The organism is Paraburkholderia sp. BL23I1N1 (assembly GCF_003610295.1).
In the GTDB taxonomy this organism is placed as follows: Bacteria; Pseudomonadota; Gammaproteobacteria; order Burkholderiales; family Burkholderiaceae; genus Paraburkholderia.
The window spans coordinates 153,094-169,278 of the sequence record NZ_RAPV01000002.1; the positions used below are offsets into that span (position 1 = coordinate 153,094).

Consider the following 16,185-nt stretch of genomic DNA (forward strand, 5'->3'; position numbering starts at 1 on the left):
ACGCCCATCAACTTTTCTTCTTGGCCGGGCGTACATAGCCCGGCTTGCTCGTTTGAGTCTTGTCGTTCAGGACCAGCATGCCTTCTTCGACATCTTTCCAGACCGTTGTGCCCGCCGCGATCGTCACGCCACGCTTCACGCGCACAGGCGCAACGAGTTGCGTGTCGGAGCCGACGAACACGTCGTCTTCGATGATCGTGCGAAATTTGTTCGCGCCGTCGTAGTTGCAGGTGATGGTACCCGCGCCGATATTCACACGCGCCCCGATGTCCGCGTCGCCGATATACGTGAGATGGTTCGCTTTCGAGCCATGACCGAGCACTGCGTTCTTCACCTCGACGAAGTTGCCGACATGCGACTCGTCCTGCAACGACGCGCCCGGACGCAGCCGTGCATAAGGGCCGAGCACGACGTTCGCCCCGACTTCGGCGCCTTCGATGTGCGTGAACGCGTCGATGCGTGTACCGGCGCCGATCGTCGCGTTGCGGATCACGCAGTTCGGCCCGACGGTCACGTTGTCGGCCAGCGTAACGCGGCCTTCGAATACGCAGTTCACGTCGATGGAGACGTCGCGGCCGCATTCGAGCGAGCCGCGCACGTCGAGGCGAGCCGGATCGGCAAGCGTCACACCTGCAACCAGCAGCGTTTCGGCGACATTGTGCTGATGAATCCGTTCGAGTTCGGCAAGCTGCTGCTTGCTATTCACGCCGAGCGTTTCCCACTCTTCATCGGGCTGGGTGGTGACGACTTCGAGTCCCGCCTCAATCGCCATCTCGACCGCGTCGGTCAGGTAAAACTCGCCCTGCGCGTTGTCGTTCTTCAGCGCCGCGAGCCAGCCGCCAAGACGCCCGGTCGGCGCGACGATGATGCCGGTGTTGATTTCCGCGATCTTGAGCTGTTCGGGCGTTGCGTCTTTCTGTTCGACGATGCGCGACACCTTGCCGTGCTGATCGCGCACGATGCGGCCATAGCCACTGGGGTCGTCGAGCGTGACGGTGAGAACGCCGTAGCCGTCCCGGCCCGCGCGATCGGTCAGCGCCTGCAGCGTGCTGGCGCGCGTGAGCGGCACGTCGCCGTACAGCACCAGCGTGGGTTCGGACGGATCGAGCAAGGGCAGCGCCTGCTGGACCGCGTGGCCCGTGCCGAGTTGCTGCTCCTGCGCAGCGAACTGGACGTCCGGTGCCGCTACCGCTTGACGCACGGCTTCCGCGCCATGACCCACCACCACGACCAGACGCGTGGGCTTGAGCGCACGAGCGGTGTCGATGACATGAGCGAGGAGCGGCCGGCCGGCCAGAGGATGGAGCACCTTGGGAAGCGCGGACCGCATGCGCTTACCGGTGCCTGCCGCCAAAATAACGATGTTCATGGCGTCGGCAATCAGACGAGTTTGGAGCCGACGATTCTATCACGCAGCCTATGACGGTAACGGCCGCTGGCGCGCCCTCACCACGAGCGGAAATGCGCGAAATCGCACATTTTCCACGTGCTTTTTGCCTGTCCCCACGCCGCTCACATATCGTCGAACTGGACGATCGAGATCGGTTTCGATCCGTTGAGCAACGCGCCTTCGCCGGTATCGGTCGAACACGGCTCTTCGTCGAAAGCGATGTCACCTTGCGGATCGACCTCGCCGGTTGCGCGCAGGTCGGCAAACGGGAACAGTTTGTGATCCATCAGATGCGACGGCACGATGTTCGACAACGCATTGAACATGTTCTCGATGCGGCCCGGGAAGCGCTTCTCCCAATCGCGGATCAGCGCTTTCATTTCAGCGCGTTTCAGGTTCGGCTGGCTGCCGCACAGGTTGCACGGAATGATCGGGAATTCGCGCAGTTCCGCGTACTTTTCCAGATCGATTTCCTTCACGTACGCGAGCGGGCGGATCACGATGTTCTTGCCGTCGTCCGATTGCAGCTTGGGCGGCATGCCCTTCAGCTTGCCGCCGTAGAACATGTTCAGCAGCAGCGTTTGCAGGATGTCGTCGCGGTGATGGCCGAGCGCGATCTTGGTCGCACCGAGTTCGCCCGCCACGCGATACAGAATGCCGCGACGCAGCCGCGAGCACAGCGAGCAGGTGGTCTTGCCTTCCGGCACCAGCCGCTTGACGATGCTGTACGTATCCTGGTTCTCGATGTGAAACGGAATGTCGAGCTGCTTCAGATACTCAGGCAGCACATGCTCCGGAAAGCCCGGCTGCTTCTGATCGAGATTCACCGCAACGATGTCGAAGTTGATCGGCGCGCGTTCGCGCAACCGCATCAGGATCTCGAGCATCGCGTAGCTGTCCTTGCCGCCCGACAGGCACACCATCACCTTGTCGCCTTCCTCGATCATGTTGAAGTCGCCGATCGCCTCACCGACCTGGCGCGCGAGCCGCTTGAACAGCTTGTTGTTCTCGTAGGCTTCTTTCTGCTCGCGGCGTGTGAGCGGCGCCTTGCCCGCGGGGGCGTGCGCGGCCTCGCCCGCCTCAGCGGCCGCCGTGCCGTTCAGGATGTCCTGAGCATTCATGGCTCAATCCTCTTTGATACGGAAGACTTCGACGCCCACCGCGTCGCAGTCGGGATAAACGTCCGGCTTTTCGGTCGACACACACACCGCGCGCACCTGCGGATGATCGAGCAGTGCCTTGACGAGGTCGTCGCAGAGGGTTTCCTGCAAGTGAATATGACCTTGTTCAACGCGGCGCGCGATGGTCGAGCGCATGAAGTCGTAGTCGACGACTTCGTGCAATTTGTCCTGAACCGGCGTGGACATCGCGAGCGGCACGAACAGTTCGACGTTGATCACGACGCGCTGTTCGCCGCGCTTTTCGAAGTCGTGCACACCGATGTTGATATGCACTTCGTAATTGCGCAGAAAGAGCCGGCGGCAATCGGCGAGCCGGGGATGCGAAAGAGCGGCAAACATGTTCGTTCCAGTCGAAAAAAGTGTGCGGGACACGCAAAGGGACGCATCAACGCGCGAACGGCCGCCGGCTTTGGCCGGCAACCCGCACGCGCGCGCTTCAGGCGCCCGTCAAAAACATTACGTCGCGCGACAGGGGCACGAGGTGCTGCCCGCCGTCGACCACCAGCGTCGTTCCGGTGACGCCCGCTGCATCGGCGAGATACAGCGCGGCGGCGACAATATCCTCCGGCCGCGACGCGCGGCCTAGAGGCGTAGTTCGGTGAGCGGCTTCAAAATCAGCCGGCGTTTGATCGCCGGATTGCATCGTCAGACCGGGCGCGAGCCCGACCACCCGCACTTTCGGCGCCAACGCCTGCGCCAGTGCGACCGTCGCTGTCTGCAGCGCTGCTTTTGACAGCGTGTAGGACAGGTAGTCCGGGTTCATGTTGTACAGCTTCTGGTCCAGCACATTGATAACCACGCTGCGCTGGCTTTCATCCGTGCGCGCGGCTTCCGGCGTGACCTCGAACAGCATACGCGCCAGCACGAGCGGTGCGCCGAGATTCATCGCTGTCAGCTTCAGCAGAAGGTCGTAACCGACGTTGCGCGCCGTGTCTTCTTCAAAGCGCGACGCATTGTTGACGATACAGACCGGGCGGCCCAGCGCGGCAATGCAGGCCGGCAAGAGCCGCTCGACCTGGGCTTCGTCGCCCAATTCCGCGTGCAGCGCCACCGCCCGGCGGCCCAGGGCGACGATTTCCGCGACCACTTCGTCGGCTTCTTTTCGCGACGCGCCGTAATGGACCGCCACGTCCCAGCCGCGCGCGGCGAAACCGAGCGCGAGCGAGCGCCCGATGCGGCGGGCGGCGCCGGTAATCAGCGCGATACGCGGCGTTTCAGGCGCGCGGGCGGCAGCAGTATCCAGAGAGGCGGTCATTTACAATGCGGGGATGAATCCGAAAGCTCACCAACTCGATAGTTTACCTGCTCCCGGCCCGAGCGCGCTTGCGCAGTCCGAAGCACTGGTCGCGCAGGTCCGTGCGGAGCTCGAAGCGGCAGGCGGCTGGCTGCCCTTCAACCGCTACATGGAGCGCGCGCTTTACGCGCCGGGACTCGGTTACTACAGCGGCGGCGCCCGCAAATTCGGCCTGCGCGGCGACGACGGCAGCGACTTCGTGACGGCGCCGGAAATGTCGCCGCTGTTCGCGGCAACGCTGGCACGCCCGCTTGCCGAGGCATTGCAGACAAGCGGCACGCGCGACGTGATGGAATTCGGCGCCGGTACGGGCAAACTCGCCGCCGGCTTGCTGAACGCGCTCGACGCGCTGGGTGTCGAGTTCGACAGCTACGCGATCGTGGATTTGTCGGGTGAGTTGCGCGAGCGCCAACGCGAGACGATCGAAGCCGCGGCACCCGCGCTGGCCGCGAAGGTGCGCTGGCTGGACGCGTTGCCGGAAAGTTTTGAAGGCGTGGTGATTGGCAACGAGGTGTTGGACGCGATGCCCGTGCGGCTTTTTTCCTTTACCGGCGGCGCCTGGCACGAACGCGGCGTGGTGTGGCACGACGAGTTTTTTGCGTTCGACGACCGTCTGGTGTCGGAGGCTTCGGACATTGCGCTTCTGGCTGAGATAGAACCTGCCGGCGAGGACTACGTCACCGAAACGCACGATGCCGCCCGCGCGTTCACGCGGACCATTTGCACGATGCTCACGCGTGGCGCGGCGTTCTTTATCGATTATGGTTTTCCGCGTCACGAGTACTACCATGAGCAGCGCGCGCAGGGTACGTTGATGTGCCATTACCGGCACCGGGCGCATGGTGATCCGTTCGTTTATCCGGGCTTGCAGGACATCACGGCGCACGTGGAATTTACCGGCATTGCCGAAGCCGGCGTTGAGGCGGGCGCGGACTTATTGGGGTTCACTTCACAAGCACGATTCTTGTTGAACGCGGGGATTACCGAGGCGTTATCGGCGCTCGATCCTTCTGATAGCGCGAAGTTTTTGCCGGCGGCGAATGCGGTGCAGAAGTTATTGTCCGAAGCGGAGATGGGCGAGCTATTCAAAGTGATCGCGTTTTCGCGCGGGCTGGATGACACGTTGCAGGCGTTTGCCGGCGGCGACCGGTCACATACGCTGTGATTTTTTGCCTTAGGGATTTGTGATGATCCGCTGGCTGTTGACTACGTTTGTTGCGGTGGCGGTGTTGTCGGCCTGCTGGCCGTGGCTCAGGAAGATTGGGATTGGGCGGATGCCTGGGGATGTGACGTTGCGCCTCTTCGGGCGGGAGTATCCGTTTCCGTTTATGTCGACGTTGGTGCTTTCTATGGTTTTGTCGATTCTTGCCAGGGTTTTGGCTTAGCGGCGCTTGTTCGTGTTTATGCCTGCTGCGTGGGTTTTTTTTGAGCTGTTTGTCTGCGCGACGCTTTGTTTGTCTGTGTTTTTATGGTGTTGGCCCCACTCAAAATTCAAAAGAGGCAAAAACCAAAACCCTCACAAAAGAGCCACTTCAACAGCGCGAACGCGCTCCTGATGCACCGCATCCTTAATCCCACCAGGCGAGTCAACGAGCCGCTGAGCCACAGCACCCGCATCCACACCCCGCGCAGCAACAAGCGCAATCCGCAACCGCTCGGCCTGCGGATACTCCCGCATCTCAAACCCAAGCCGCCCACGCGCATCCGCCTCGCACGCCTGCAAGGCTTCAGCAAACCGCGCAGGTTTCCGAATCGCATCGCTGCGCTCGAGCAACCTCACCAGCGCCGCAGCCCCCATCTCCATCACGCGATGAATATTCCCGTGCTCCCGCGCAACGAGCAGCGCCAGATCGCGGCATTCATTCGGCACCCGCAACCGCTCACAGAAAGGCTTCAGCAAATCGACGCTGCGCCCCTCGTGACCGATATGCCGCGGCAGCACATCTTCCGGCGTAGTCGCCTTGCCCAGATCGTGCGTCAACGCAGCAAATCGCACTGTCAGTGCGTACCCCTGCGCGGCCGCATGGTCGATCACCATCATCACATGCACGCCCGTATCCACCTCGGGGTGATAGTCGGCCCGCTGCGGTACGCCGAACAACGCATCGATCTCCGGCAGAATTCGCGCCAACGCGCCGCACTCCCGCAGCACCTCGAACATCCGGGACGGCTTCTTCTCCATCAACCCGCGCGACACCTCCTGCCACACGCGCTCGGCCACCAGCGCATCCACCTCGCCGTCGCCCACCATCTTGCGCATCAACGCCATCGTCTCCGGCGCCACGGTGAAATCGACGAAGCGCGCCGCGAACCGCGCAATCCGCAAAATCCGCACGGGGTCTTCGAGAAACGCATCGCTGACGTGACGAAACAACCGCGCCTGCAAATCGCCCCGGCCGTTGAACGGGTCGATCACCGGACCGGTCAGTTCGCCGTCCGGGCGCACTTCGCGCGCCATTGCGTTGATCGTCAGATCGCGGCGAGCGAGATCCTCTTCAAGCGTGACGTCCGGTGCGTAGAAGAACTGGAAGCCGTGATAGCCCGCCGCCGTCTTGCGCTCGGTGCGTGCGAGCGCGTATTCCTCGTGCGTTTGCGGATGCAGGAACACCGGAAAATCCTTGCCCACCGGACGATAGCCCTGCGCCACCATCTGCTCGGGCGTAGCGCCAACCACCACGTAATCGCGGTCCTGCACCGGCACGCCCAATAACTCGTCGCGAATCGCGCCGCCGACCGCGTAGATATTCATGGGCAATCGTCTAAATAAGGAACCGCGTGCGTTTCGCGAAGCGCGTTGTCGATCCAGGCTTTCACCGCCGGCAACGCCGTCACGCGTTCCACGTAGGCCGCGGAGACGTCCGATAGCGCCGGCTGCCAAGTCCTGAAGCGCATCACCACCGGTGCGTACATCGCGTCGACAATGCCGAACTCGCCGAACAGGAACGGGCCGCCGTGGGCCGCGAGGCACTGGCTCCAGATCGCCTCGATACGCGCGATGTCGGCGAGCACGCCCGGCGTGCCGTTCTTCCCGGGAAACGACGCGCGAATGTTCATCCACATATTCGAGCGCAAATCGCCGAAGCCCGAATGCATCTCGGCGCTCACGCTGCGCGCGCGGCTGCGCGCCGCAGCATCGCGCGGCCACAGCGCATGCTGCGGGAAACGCTCAGACAGCGTCTCGGCGATCGCCAGCGAATCCCAGGTGGTCGATCCGTCTTCGTCGACTAAACACGGCACCTTGCCCGGACCCGTCGGCGCATGGGCCAGAATCGCGGACTTCGTGCCGGGTTCATTCAGATGAATCAGCATCTCATCAAACGGGATGCCGAAATGTTTGAGCAGCAGCCACGGACGCATCGACCATGACGAATAGTTCTTGTCGCCGATAAGCAGTTTCATGCTTTGTTTAAAGGAGTGGATAAAAAGGTTCAGCGCCCCGCGCTGGCGCGAAATGTGTCGAAGCGCGAACGCGTCGACGCGCCGGTCAGATACACGGGCGCGATAGTTTCGATGCTGGCGGGTTCAATGCCGAGTTCAGGCGCAAGCGGTCGGCTCAACACGTTGTCGACTTTCATGGAATCGAGATTGTCGCGCGAGATCACCGGTTCGCCCGGTGCCATTTCGAACGTCAATGCCTGCAAACGCGCCAGCGCTTCCGGCAGACGAATAATCCGCGCATGCCGGCCAATCACATCACCGCAATACTTGACGAGATCTTCGAGCGCATAGACGGTTGGGCCGCCCAGTTCGTAAGTATGGCCGCTGGCGGCGTCGAGATCGAGCACGTTGCAGATCGCTTTCGCCACGTCGCCGACGTACACCGGCTGGAATTTCGCATCCGGCATGGCAAGTGGGATCACCGGGAACATCCGCTGCAGGAACGCGAACTTGTTGAGGAACTGATCTTCGGGACCGAACACCACGGAGGGCCGGAAAATCGTCCACGCCAGATTCGCCGCGTGCACGGCCTTTTCGCCGTCGCCCTTGGAGCGCGAGTACATGCTCGGCCCGTTCGAGTCGGCGCCGAGCGCGCTGATATGAATCAGGCGATGCACACCTTTGCCTTCGCAAGCCGCAACGATTTTAGTCGGCAATTCGACGTGCGTGCGCGCGAATTCCGGGCCATAAGGCGTGCCGCGTTTGCCATGCAGCGTGGCAACGAGGTTGACGACGCAATCGGCGCCTTCAACGAAACGCGCGAGTTGCACCGGATCGAACACGTCGGCTTCGATCACGTCGATGGGGAGCAAGGTGAGATGGCGGGCGTTGTAGCGGCGCCGGGTGGCGATGCGCACGTCTTTGCCCATTTCAACGAGGGCGTTGACGAGATAGCTGCCGATAAAACCGGAACCACCGATGATCGCAACGGCTTGATGTCGCATTTTCGACTCCCTGGTGGAAGCCGCGGCAACGGCTGGCGTGGCGCACCGCCGCATCAGAAATGACGCGGCGGCAGCACGGCGCTTACGGTGCGATATAACCCAGACGCGCCTTCAGCGATTGCGGACGGCCTTCGAACAATGCCGCGTAGTAGACCGTGTTGGACAACACATTCTTCACGTAGTCGCGTGTTTCCTGGAACGGAATCGCCTCGGCAAAGATCGCGCCTTCAACCGGACGCTGCAACGATTGCCGCCAGTTGCGCGGACGGCCGGGACCGGCGTTGTAACCGGCGGTGGCCAGCACGGCGGACCCATCGAACTGATTGTAGATCATCGACAAATAGTTCGTGCCGAGCAGGATGTTGGTGTTGATGTCGTTCATCTGCTCGCGCGAAATCGGACCGAGGCCGATCTTTTTCGCCACCAGTTGCGCGGTGCCCGGCATCAACTGCATCAGACCGCTCGCGCCGACTTCCGAGCGCGCGTTCATGATGAAGCGCGATTCCTGACGAATCAGCCCGTACGCCCATTCGACGTCGAGCCCGTTTGACTGCGCATCGCGCTCCACGATGTCCTTGAACGGCGACAGATAACGCAGCGAGAAATCATGCTCGCTCTTCGTGCGGTCCGCCGTGTTGACGGTGCGGTCATATAGCTCGATACGGCGCGCATATTCGGCAACGGCAATCAGTTGCCGGTCGCTCATGTTACGAAGCGGCCAGTTCCATTCGCGATTGCCTTCAAGCCGCAGATTCAGCGCATAGAACCGCTGCGCCAGATCGAACCCCGGCGTATTGCCGGCCTGCTGGATTTCGGCATCGGTCACCGTCGTTTTCGGCGGCACGGTGATCTTCTGGCCGAGCTCTTCAGAAGCCAGTTGGCCGTAGAAGTTGAAGCCCTGCGAGATAGACTCGAATTCCTGGTTGGCCGTGGTCGTGTCGCCGGCCTGCTTGAGCGCACGGCCATGCCAGTACACCCACGACGGCTGACTGCGCAGCGCCGCCGGCATCTGTTCAATTGACCAGCGCACCATCGTCCAGTCGCCCGCGAGCAGCGCAGTGCGGGTGCGCCATTCGTACGCCGGGTTCGACAGCGGCGCATTCACCGAGAGCCGGTACCAGTCGACCGCGCTCGGCATTTGCTTGGTTGCGGCCTGATAGGCAATCGTGCCCCAGCCGATTGCGCGCTCGGGCGAGCTCAGCGACGGCGCCACCGAGGCGAACGTGGCCGCGGCCATGGCCGGGTCGTTACGCGCCATGCGCGTGATCGCGAGCAACGCGAGTTGGTGCGACAGCGTGTCCGGACCGACGCCGCGCGCCAGCAGCAACGGCGGCGTGCTCGTGGCCTGGCCGAACAGCACCGGATCGGGCGGCTGGTTGCTGAGCGCGTCGACCAGCTTGCTGCCGGTGCTGGTGTAGTTCTGCTCGTACGCGAGGCGGATCTGTTGCCACACGTCGTCGGAACTGAATTGCTGGCTGACCGCCAGCGAGGTGATCAGATCGACGCAGCCGTCGCCGTACCATTTCGGATCGACCAGCAGCGCACGCGCGGCGTCCGCAACGTTCTCGCCACGCGCGGCACGCGATTCGAGCGCGTAGCACTTTACCTGCGTATCGTCGTTCAACACGAAGCGCGCGTATTGCTGATCGAAGTTACGCCAGTCGTGACGCGCGCCGAGCACCGTGAGGTAGTCGTTGCGCAGACGGTCGGCAATGGCCTGGCCGTCGTACTTCTGCAGGAACGACAGCACCGGCGCATCAGGCGCGTCAACGCGCGCATGGCCGCTGGAATCGAACAACTGCGGCTTGAGCTGGAAGTACTCCAGATACGAAGGCGCCGGATAGCTCGGGATCATGCTCGCCAGTTGCGCTGCGCGCGCCGCGTCATTATTGCGGGCGGCCTCGCGAAGCTGGACGAAGATCTGGTCGTCGTTCGTGAGTTGCGAAAGGGGAATGGGCTTGACGGCGGAGGCCGTGCTGCACGCGACGAGTGCCGCAGCGGCAAGCGCCAGACCGGCCGCGCGATATACTCGATAGAGGCGTTTTGACATCGTTGTTTCTGGAGCGCGAATTGGACCCAAGCATAGCATGCAACCCTGTCGCAGAATCGAAAAAGGCGCTGCGTCGAATGCTATTGGAAGCAAGGCTACAAGCGGCTTCCCAGCCGGCGCACAATACCGCGCTCAGTCGTCGCATTCTCGATGCGTTGAAGCACTACGGCGTGAGCCGCGTGGGTTTCTATTGGCCGCTGGCGGGTGAATTCGACACGCGCGCGGCGATTGCGATCTGGCTCGCGGCCGACCCGCAACGCGAGGCGAGTTTGCCGGTCGTCAAGGAACGCGGCGTACCACTCGAATTTCACGCATGGGCGCCCGATACGCCAATGAAGATCGGCCATCACAAGATTGCCGAGCCCGCTTCGGGGCGCGTCGTCATTCCCGATCTGTTGTTCGTGCCCTGCGTCGGCTTTGATGCCGACGGCTACCGGCTCGGTTACGGCGGCGGTTACTACGATCGCACGCTCGCCGCCTGGCCGGGGTCGAAGAAGCCGGTTACTGTGGGCATCGCCTATGAAGCGTGCCGCACGGACGCCTTGCGGCGCGAAGCCCACGACATTCCGCTCGATCTGATCGTGACGGAAGCCGGCCTTTATCCGCGCCCGGCGGATTAAGCGTTTGAGGAGCACCGGGCGAGGCGCATCCCTCACCGATCGCCTGGACCAAACCCCGTTATAAAGACGCCGCCGCCCGCGCGGCCGTGTCATACAGCCCGGACGCGTTGCGCATCAGTTGCGCCGCCTCGCCGATCTGCTCGTTGGTCAAGCCGCTCTCCTTCAGCGTCGAGATCAGGCAACTCTCGCGCACCTCGCGGTACTTCAGGCAGAGCTCGCGGCCCGCATCGGTCGCCGAGAAGAACACTTCCTTGCCGGTCTTTTCGCTTTTTACATACCCTCTAGCTACGAGCTTCTTCAGCGCATAGGTCGCGACGTGGGTGTCTTCGATATTCAGCACGAAGCAGATGTCCGCCAGCTTCTTACGCCGCTCGCGATGGCTGACGTGGTGCAGCAACGAGACTTCGATCGCGGTCATGTCCTTTTCGCCGGCGGCCGACATGCAGCGCACCATCCATCGGTTGAACGCGTTGCCCGCCATGATGAGCGCGTACTCCAGCTCCGACAGTTCCGCGCTTGTGTCAGACACGAGATGTTCCGAGGAGACGATCTTGGTGGGGTGGCGCGACATGATGAAGTTTCTCGAGAAACGGGTTGGGAAGGTGTCGGGAGTGTACGACGAGCGACTCGTCCCGAAAGCCTGGCGAAAACGCTTATTGAGAATTTGTTGATATTTTACTGATAATGTACGCTGCACACATCGCACACCCTCTGCCGGTATATATCCAGAGGGTCCGATATGCTCGACATTTCCGACTCGACCTGGGCCAGTAAGCGATGAGCCAACCACGAATCTTTCCGCTCGGCGATGCCGCGCTAGTCTGCGAGGCGCCGCCGCCCGCCACGCTGGAGTGCCAGCGGCACGTGTGGGCCGCCGCCGAGGCTGCGCGCGAGTGGCCGCATGTGCTGGAAGTCGTACCGGGCATGAACAATCTGACGCTCGTATTCGATTCGCTCGAAGCCGATTGCGAAGCGCTGGTAAGCCAACTGCAAGCGGCCTGGAACGCGGTGAGCGACGTGCCCGCAGCGGGCCGCGAAGTGGAAATCCCGGTGCAATACGGCGGCGAGTTCGGACCCGACCTGCAAGCGGTCGCCGATCACACCGGCCTGAGCGTGCGCGAGGTCGTGCAACGTCATGCGGAAGGCGAATACGTGGTGTTTTTTCTCGGCTTCCAGCCGGGCTTCGCCTATATGGGAGGGCTCGACAAAGTCCTGCACACGCCGCGCCGTTCGTCGCCGCGGCTGGAAGTGCCGGCCGGTTCGGTCGGCATCGGCGGTGAGCAGACCGGTATTTATCCGGCGACCTCTCCCGGCGGCTGGCAGTTGATCGGCCGCACCGAACTGCCGCTGTTCGACCCGGCCCGGCGCCCGCCCACGCTGTTGCAACCGGGCGACCGGGTGCGCTTTACTGTCGCGGGGATACAGGCATGATCGATGTGATTCGCGCGGGTCTTCTGACTACGATTCAGGATCTCGGCCGTCACGGCTACCGGCACCTCGGCGTCGCGATGGGGGGCGCGCTCGACCGTCTGTCGCTCGAAGTCGGCAACCGGCTGGTCGGCAACCGCCCCGATGCGGCCGGCCTGGAAATTACCTTCGGCCCAACGGTGCTGCGCTTCCTGCGCGCCACGCGCGTCGCCATCACCGGCACCGAATTCGGCGCGACGCTCGACGGCAAGCCGGTCTATTCATGGTGGAGCCTGCCGGTGCAAGCCGGTCAGGAACTGATCCTGCAAGCCGCCAAACGCGGCATGCGCGCTTATGTCTGCGTCGCGGGCGGCATCGACGTTTTGCCGATGCTCGGTTCGCGCAGCACCGATCTCGCCGGCCAGTTCGGCGGACTCGGCGGCCGGGCGCTGCGCGACGGCGATCGTCTGCCGGTTGGCGCGCCGCCGCAACGCGGCCACGTCGGTTTCACCCCCGACGCGCCGGAGTTCGGCGTAAAGGCGCCCGCCTGGTGCAAGTTCGTGCTGGTTCACGAGCCGCTGCGGCGCGGCCGGCATCCGTCCGGCGTGCCGTGGGCGGTGCCGATCCGCGTGCTGCAAGGTCCTGAATACGGCAGCTTCACTGAAGAAGCGCACGAGTCGTTCTGGTCCGACGAATGGCTGGTGACACCGAACAGCAACCGCATGGGGTACCGCCTCGCCGGCGCGGCACTGAAGCGCACCCAGAAAAACGATCTGCTCTCGCACGCGGTCTTGCCCGGCACGATCCAGGTCCCGCCGAACGGCCAGCCAATCGTGCTGATGAGCGATGCGCAGACTACCGGCGGCTATCCGAAAATCGGCGCCGTAATCCAGGCCGATCTGTGGAAACTCGCGCAGGTCCGCCTGAACGCCGCCATCCGTTTCATCCCGACGACGCCCTTTGAGGCCCGTCAGGCTTTACTGGAAGAACGCACGTACTTGCGGCAGATCGACGCTGCCATTGCCATGCACGAAGAACGCTGTGCGCGCCAGCCGGCGGTCGCAGCGCTGTAACACTAAGTAGAGGAACACCATGGAAATCGATTTGAACGCCGATCTCGGCGAAGGCTGCGGCTCTGACGAGGCCCTGCTCGACCTCGTCAGTTCTGCCAACATCGCGTGCGGCTGGCACGCGGGCGGCGCCAACGCCATGCGCGACTGCGTGCGATGGGCGGTGCAAAAAGGCGTGTCGATCGGCGCCCATCCAAGCTTTAACGATCCTGAGAATTTTGGCCGCAAGGAAATGGACCTGCCGGCCAACGAGATCTATGCGGGCGTGCTGTATCAGCTCGGCGCGTTGTCGGCGATCGCGCAGGCCGAAGGCGGGCGCATCGCGCACGTCAAGCCGCACGGCGCGCTCTACAACCAGGCCGCGCGCGACGCGAAGATCGCCGACGCGATCGTCTCGGCGGTCCATGATTTCGACCCGTCGGTCGCGGTGTTCGCACTCGCCAATAGCGGACTCGTGACAGCCGCGCGCAAAGTGGGCCTGACCGCCGTCGAAGAGGTATTCGCCGACCGTGGCTATCGCGCCGACGGCTCGCTGGTGCCGCGCAGTGAGCCGGGCGCGCTGCTCGACGACGAAGACGAGGTGCTCGAGCGCACGCTCGCCATGGTGCGCGAGCGCCGCGTGCGGTCCGTCGACGGACACTGGGTGCCGCTCAATGCGCAAACCATCTGCCTGCACGGCGACGGCCCGCATGCGCTGGCGTTCGCACGGCGCATCCGCGGCGCGCTACAGGAAGCGGGCATTGAAGTTCACGCGGCCGGCGCCGCGAGCGTCTGATCCCCGCGTCGACCCACGCGAACCGGACAGCGCGATTCAACCGCTACCGAACCCCAACCCCGAACGCCCCGCTCCAAGCGGGGCGTTTGCCAGGTGCAGGACGTTTTGCAGTATCCGCTGTGGAACAGCAGTCAAGCAGCAGGTGCAGGTGCAGATGCAGGTGTAGTCGAAGCAACGCGGCCAGCAAGAGCCGTGACAGCAAGACGGCGCGGGGTCCCCCAGCGCCGGCCCACGTTAGCCGCCACAAGCGGCGAGGTTGAAACCCTGTTTGGAGATCCAGATGCAGACAACCGTCAGTCTATGGCCGCTTATTGGCGTGGCCGTTATCATCGTTGGCTTTTTATTACGGTTCAATCCGATGTTGATCGTGGCGGCAGCCGCGATCATCACGGGTTTCGCGGCGCACTTCCCGCCTGAAAAAATCCTCGCCGAAATCGGCACCGGCTTTATCAAGACCCGCAATATTCCGCTGATCATTCTGCTGCCGCTGGCCGTGATCGGCCTGCTGGAACGGCATGGCCTGCGTGAGCGCGCCCAGGCGTGGATCGGCGGTATCAAGGCCGCGACCGCGGGACGTTTGCTGATCGTCTACCTGCTGGTGCGCGAGCTGACCGCGGCGGTCGGCCTGACCGGTCTTGGTGGCCATCCGCAGATGGTGCGTCCGTTGATCGCACCGATGGCCGAAGGCGCGACGGAAACGCGCTTCGGCAAGATCAGCGACGCGGTTCGCTTCAAGCTGCGCGCCTTCTCCGCGGCAACCGACAACGTCGGCCTGTTCTTCGGTGAAGACATCTTCGTCGCGTTCGGCGCGATTGTGCTGATGACAACCTTCCTGAAGGAAGCCGGTATCGTCGTCGAGCCGATTCACGTGGCCGTTTGGGGTATCCCGACCGCGATCTGCGCGTTCATCATTCACGGCTTCCGCCTCTATATGCTCGACCGCAGGCTCGAACGCGAATTGCGCGGCAATGCCGCAGCGAACACCGCCGCCGTTTCGCCGACGCAACCCGCCGCAGGAGACAAAGCATGACGCTCACGATTACCTATCTGTTCTGGCTGCTGGGCGTGGTGCTGCTGGTTGTCGGCGGCATGATCGTCACGGACAAGGAGCACCCGCGCCGCTTCACCGCCGGTGGTTTCTGGATTCTCTATGCACTGATCTTCCTGATCGGCGACAAGCTGCCGCCCTCGGTGGTTGGCGTGCTGGTGATCGTGATGGCGCTGATTGCGGGTTTCGGCGGCGTGACCGCGGCCAAGCCGAAGCTGCTGTCACTCGACGCGCGCAAGGCTAGCGCCACACGGCTCGGCAACAAGCTGTTCGTGCCCGCGCTGACGATTCCGGTTGTGACCGTGCTCATTACGCTATCGGCCAGCCATCTGATCTTCGGCGGCATGCCGCTGATCGAGAAGGCCAACGTCACGCTGATCGGCTTCGGCATTGGCTGCGTGATCGCACTTGCGATTGCCTGCGTGCTGACGCGCGACACGGTCGGACAGTCGATGAAAGAGGCGCGCCGCCTCGTCGATGCGTTGTCATGGGCCGCGGTACTGCCGCAGATGCTCGGCATGCTCGGCCTCGTGTTTTCGGACACAGGCGTCGGCAAGGCGGTCGCCCACGTCACCACGGCCTACATCAGCCTCGACTACCGGTTTGTCGCAGTGGCCGTATACTGCATCGGCATGGCGCTTTTTACAATGGTGATGGGCAACGGCTTCGCCGCATTTCCGGTGATGACCGGCGGCGTCGGCGTGCCGATTCTGGTCGGCGTGTTTCACGGCAACCCAGCGGTGATGGTTGCGATCGGCATGTTCTCGGGCTACTGCGGCACGCTGATGACGCCGATGGCCGCGAACTTCAACATGGTGCCGGCGGCGCTGCTGGAATTGCCGGATAAGAACGCAGTCATCAAAGTGCAGGTGCCCACCGCACTGACCTTGCTGGTCGTGAATATTTTCCTGCTGAATTTCCTGATGTTCTTGTAGGAATTTTGGCTCACCGCTTCGGCTTACATTGAC

General features: G+C 63.0%; 17 protein-coding genes. 8 read left to right on the forward strand and 9 right to left on the reverse strand.

The window, feature by feature from the left end:
- Positions 1 to 7: 7 nt before the first annotated feature.
- The 4 genes from glmU to B0G76_RS33330 all read right to left on the reverse strand — a co-directional run bounded on the left by glmU (position 8) and on the right by B0G76_RS33330 (position 3,826).
- Positions 8 to 1,369 (reverse strand): bifunctional UDP-N-acetylglucosamine diphosphorylase/glucosamine-1-phosphate N-acetyltransferase GlmU, encoded by a 1,362-nt coding sequence (glmU, locus tag B0G76_RS33315; RefSeq protein ID WP_120297079.1) that lies wholly within the window; start codon positions 1,367 to 1,369, stop codon positions 8 to 10.
- A gap of 143 nt (positions 1,370 to 1,512) precedes the next feature.
- Positions 1,513 to 2,511, reverse strand: coding sequence for a tRNA 2-thiocytidine(32) synthetase TtcA (gene ttcA / locus B0G76_RS33320; protein ID WP_120297080.1), 999 nt, complete (start codon positions 2,509 to 2,511; stop codon positions 1,513 to 1,515).
- Positions 2,512 to 2,514: 3 nt separating this feature from the next.
- A complete protein-coding gene (locus tag B0G76_RS33325) occupies positions 2,515 to 2,910 on the reverse strand; it encodes a dihydroneopterin aldolase (RefSeq protein WP_120297081.1) in 396 nt (131 codons plus the stop codon).
- Between the two features lie 97 nt (positions 2,911 to 3,007).
- Positions 3,008 to 3,826, reverse strand: a complete 819-nt coding sequence (locus tag B0G76_RS33330; RefSeq protein ID WP_120297082.1) for an SDR family oxidoreductase — start codon at positions 3,824 to 3,826, stop codon at positions 3,008 to 3,010.
- A 13-nt stretch (positions 3,827 to 3,839) separates the two neighbouring features.
- Between B0G76_RS33330 and B0G76_RS33335 the strand changes: the two genes are divergently transcribed.
- Both B0G76_RS33335 and B0G76_RS33340 read left to right on the forward strand, forming a co-directional pair.
- Entirely contained in the window at positions 3,840 to 5,030 is a 1,191-nt protein-coding gene (locus B0G76_RS33335) for a class I SAM-dependent methyltransferase (RefSeq protein WP_120297083.1), read from the forward strand.
- Between the two features lie 22 nt (positions 5,031 to 5,052).
- A complete protein-coding gene (locus B0G76_RS33340; protein ID WP_120297084.1) occupies positions 5,053 to 5,250 on the forward strand; it encodes a DUF2905 domain-containing protein in 198 nt (65 codons plus the stop codon).
- Positions 5,251 to 5,381: 131 nt separating this feature from the next.
- Here B0G76_RS33340 and B0G76_RS33345 read toward each other — a convergent pair whose 3' ends face one another.
- From B0G76_RS33345 to B0G76_RS33360, 4 genes are all read right to left on the reverse strand, one after another.
- Positions 5,382 to 6,614: a multifunctional CCA addition/repair protein gene (locus tag B0G76_RS33345; RefSeq protein ID WP_120297085.1), complete on the reverse strand. Its 1,233-nt coding sequence runs from the start codon at positions 6,612 to 6,614 to the stop codon at positions 5,382 to 5,384.
- Complete coding sequence (locus B0G76_RS33350) at positions 6,611 to 7,264, reverse strand: glutathione S-transferase family protein (RefSeq protein WP_120297086.1); 654 nt, start codon at positions 7,262 to 7,264, stop codon at positions 6,611 to 6,613. The genes B0G76_RS33345 and B0G76_RS33350 overlap by 4 nt, the downstream gene beginning before the upstream one ends.
- 29 nt (positions 7,265 to 7,293) lie before the next feature.
- A complete protein-coding gene (locus B0G76_RS33355) occupies positions 7,294 to 8,247 on the reverse strand; it encodes a complex I NDUFA9 subunit family protein (RefSeq protein ID WP_120297087.1) in 954 nt (317 codons plus the stop codon).
- A gap of 82 nt (positions 8,248 to 8,329) precedes the next feature.
- A complete protein-coding gene (locus tag B0G76_RS33360; protein WP_120297088.1) occupies positions 8,330 to 10,297 on the reverse strand; it encodes a lytic transglycosylase domain-containing protein in 1,968 nt (655 codons plus the stop codon).
- Positions 10,298 to 10,374: 77 nt separating this feature from the next.
- Here B0G76_RS33360 and B0G76_RS33365 point away from each other — a divergent pair, with 77 nt between their 5' ends.
- Positions 10,375 to 10,917, forward strand: a complete 543-nt coding sequence (locus B0G76_RS33365; RefSeq protein ID WP_259460905.1) for a 5-formyltetrahydrofolate cyclo-ligase — start codon at positions 10,375 to 10,377, stop codon at positions 10,915 to 10,917.
- Positions 10,918 to 10,975: 58 nt separating this feature from the next.
- On the opposite strand, the gene B0G76_RS33370 is transcribed toward B0G76_RS33365, so the two are convergent.
- Complete coding sequence (locus B0G76_RS33370; protein ID WP_054040851.1) at positions 10,976 to 11,488, reverse strand: winged helix DNA-binding protein; 513 nt, start codon at positions 11,486 to 11,488, stop codon at positions 10,976 to 10,978.
- 206 nt (positions 11,489 to 11,694) lie between these two features.
- On the opposite strand from B0G76_RS33370, the gene pxpB reads away from it, so the two are divergent.
- The 5 genes from pxpB (at position 11,695) to B0G76_RS33395 (ending at position 16,152) form a co-directional block, all read left to right on the forward strand.
- Positions 11,695 to 12,348, forward strand: a complete 654-nt coding sequence (pxpB, locus tag B0G76_RS33375) for a 5-oxoprolinase subunit PxpB (protein ID WP_120297089.1) — start codon at positions 11,695 to 11,697, stop codon at positions 12,346 to 12,348.
- Positions 12,345 to 13,397 (forward strand): biotin-dependent carboxyltransferase family protein, encoded by a 1,053-nt coding sequence (locus B0G76_RS33380; protein ID WP_120297090.1) that lies wholly within the window; start codon positions 12,345 to 12,347, stop codon positions 13,395 to 13,397. Before pxpB ends, B0G76_RS33380 begins: the two co-directional genes overlap by 4 nt.
- Before the next feature lie 19 nt (positions 13,398 to 13,416).
- Positions 13,417 to 14,169 carry a 5-oxoprolinase subunit PxpA gene (gene pxpA, locus B0G76_RS33385; protein WP_120297091.1) on the forward strand — a complete coding sequence of 251 codons (753 nt, stop codon included), beginning with the start codon at positions 13,417 to 13,419 and terminating at the stop codon, positions 14,167 to 14,169.
- Positions 14,170 to 14,449: 280 nt separating this feature from the next.
- Positions 14,450 to 15,199 carry a DUF969 domain-containing protein gene (locus tag B0G76_RS33390; protein ID WP_120297092.1) on the forward strand — a complete coding sequence of 250 codons (750 nt, stop codon included), beginning with the start codon at positions 14,450 to 14,452 and terminating at the stop codon, positions 15,197 to 15,199.
- Positions 15,196 to 16,152 carry a DUF979 domain-containing protein gene (locus B0G76_RS33395; RefSeq protein ID WP_120297093.1) on the forward strand — a complete coding sequence of 319 codons (957 nt, stop codon included), beginning with the start codon at positions 15,196 to 15,198 and terminating at the stop codon, positions 16,150 to 16,152. The genes B0G76_RS33390 and B0G76_RS33395 overlap by 4 nt, the downstream gene beginning before the upstream one ends.
- The last annotated feature ends 33 nt before the right edge of the window (positions 16,153 to 16,185 follow it).

Excerpts from the sequence above, each read along its gene's own strand:
- glmU (WP_120297079.1), bottom strand. The coding sequence starts at position 1,369 with ATGAACATCGTTATTTTGGCGGCAGGCACCGGTAAGCGCATGCGGTCC.
- ttcA (WP_120297080.1), bottom strand. The coding sequence starts at position 2,511 with ATGAATGCTCAGGACATCCTGAACGGCACGGCGGCCGCTGAGGCGGGC.
- B0G76_RS33325 (WP_120297081.1), bottom strand. The coding sequence starts at position 2,910 with ATGTTTGCCGCTCTTTCGCATCCCCGGCTCGCCGATTGCCGCCGGCTC.
- B0G76_RS33330 (WP_120297082.1), bottom strand. The coding sequence starts at position 3,826 with ATGACCGCCTCTCTGGATACTGCTGCCGCCCGCGCGCCTGAAACGCCG.
- B0G76_RS33335 (WP_120297083.1), top strand. The coding sequence starts at position 3,840 with ATGAATCCGAAAGCTCACCAACTCGATAGTTTACCTGCTCCCGGCCCG.
- B0G76_RS33340 (WP_120297084.1), top strand. The coding sequence starts at position 5,053 with ATGATCCGCTGGCTGTTGACTACGTTTGTTGCGGTGGCGGTGTTGTCG.
- B0G76_RS33345 (WP_120297085.1), bottom strand. The coding sequence starts at position 6,614 with ATGAATATCTACGCGGTCGGCGGCGCGATTCGCGACGAGTTATTGGGC.
- B0G76_RS33350 (WP_120297086.1), bottom strand. The coding sequence starts at position 7,264 with ATGAAACTGCTTATCGGCGACAAGAACTATTCGTCATGGTCGATGCGT.
- B0G76_RS33355 (WP_120297087.1), bottom strand. The coding sequence starts at position 8,247 with ATGCGACATCAAGCCGTTGCGATCATCGGTGGTTCCGGTTTTATCGGC.
- B0G76_RS33360 (WP_120297088.1), bottom strand. The coding sequence starts at position 10,297 with ATGTCAAAACGCCTCTATCGAGTATATCGCGCGGCCGGTCTGGCGCTT.
- B0G76_RS33365 (WP_259460905.1), top strand. The coding sequence starts at position 10,375 with ATGCTATTGGAAGCAAGGCTACAAGCGGCTTCCCAGCCGGCGCACAAT.
- B0G76_RS33370 (WP_054040851.1), bottom strand. The coding sequence starts at position 11,488 with ATGTCGCGCCACCCCACCAAGATCGTCTCCTCGGAACATCTCGTGTCT.
- pxpB (WP_120297089.1), top strand. The coding sequence starts at position 11,695 with ATGAGCCAACCACGAATCTTTCCGCTCGGCGATGCCGCGCTAGTCTGC.
- B0G76_RS33380 (WP_120297090.1), top strand. The coding sequence starts at position 12,345 with ATGATCGATGTGATTCGCGCGGGTCTTCTGACTACGATTCAGGATCTC.
- pxpA (WP_120297091.1), top strand. The coding sequence starts at position 13,417 with ATGGAAATCGATTTGAACGCCGATCTCGGCGAAGGCTGCGGCTCTGAC.
- B0G76_RS33390 (WP_120297092.1), top strand. The coding sequence starts at position 14,450 with ATGCAGACAACCGTCAGTCTATGGCCGCTTATTGGCGTGGCCGTTATC.
- B0G76_RS33395 (WP_120297093.1), top strand. The coding sequence starts at position 15,196 with ATGACGCTCACGATTACCTATCTGTTCTGGCTGCTGGGCGTGGTGCTG.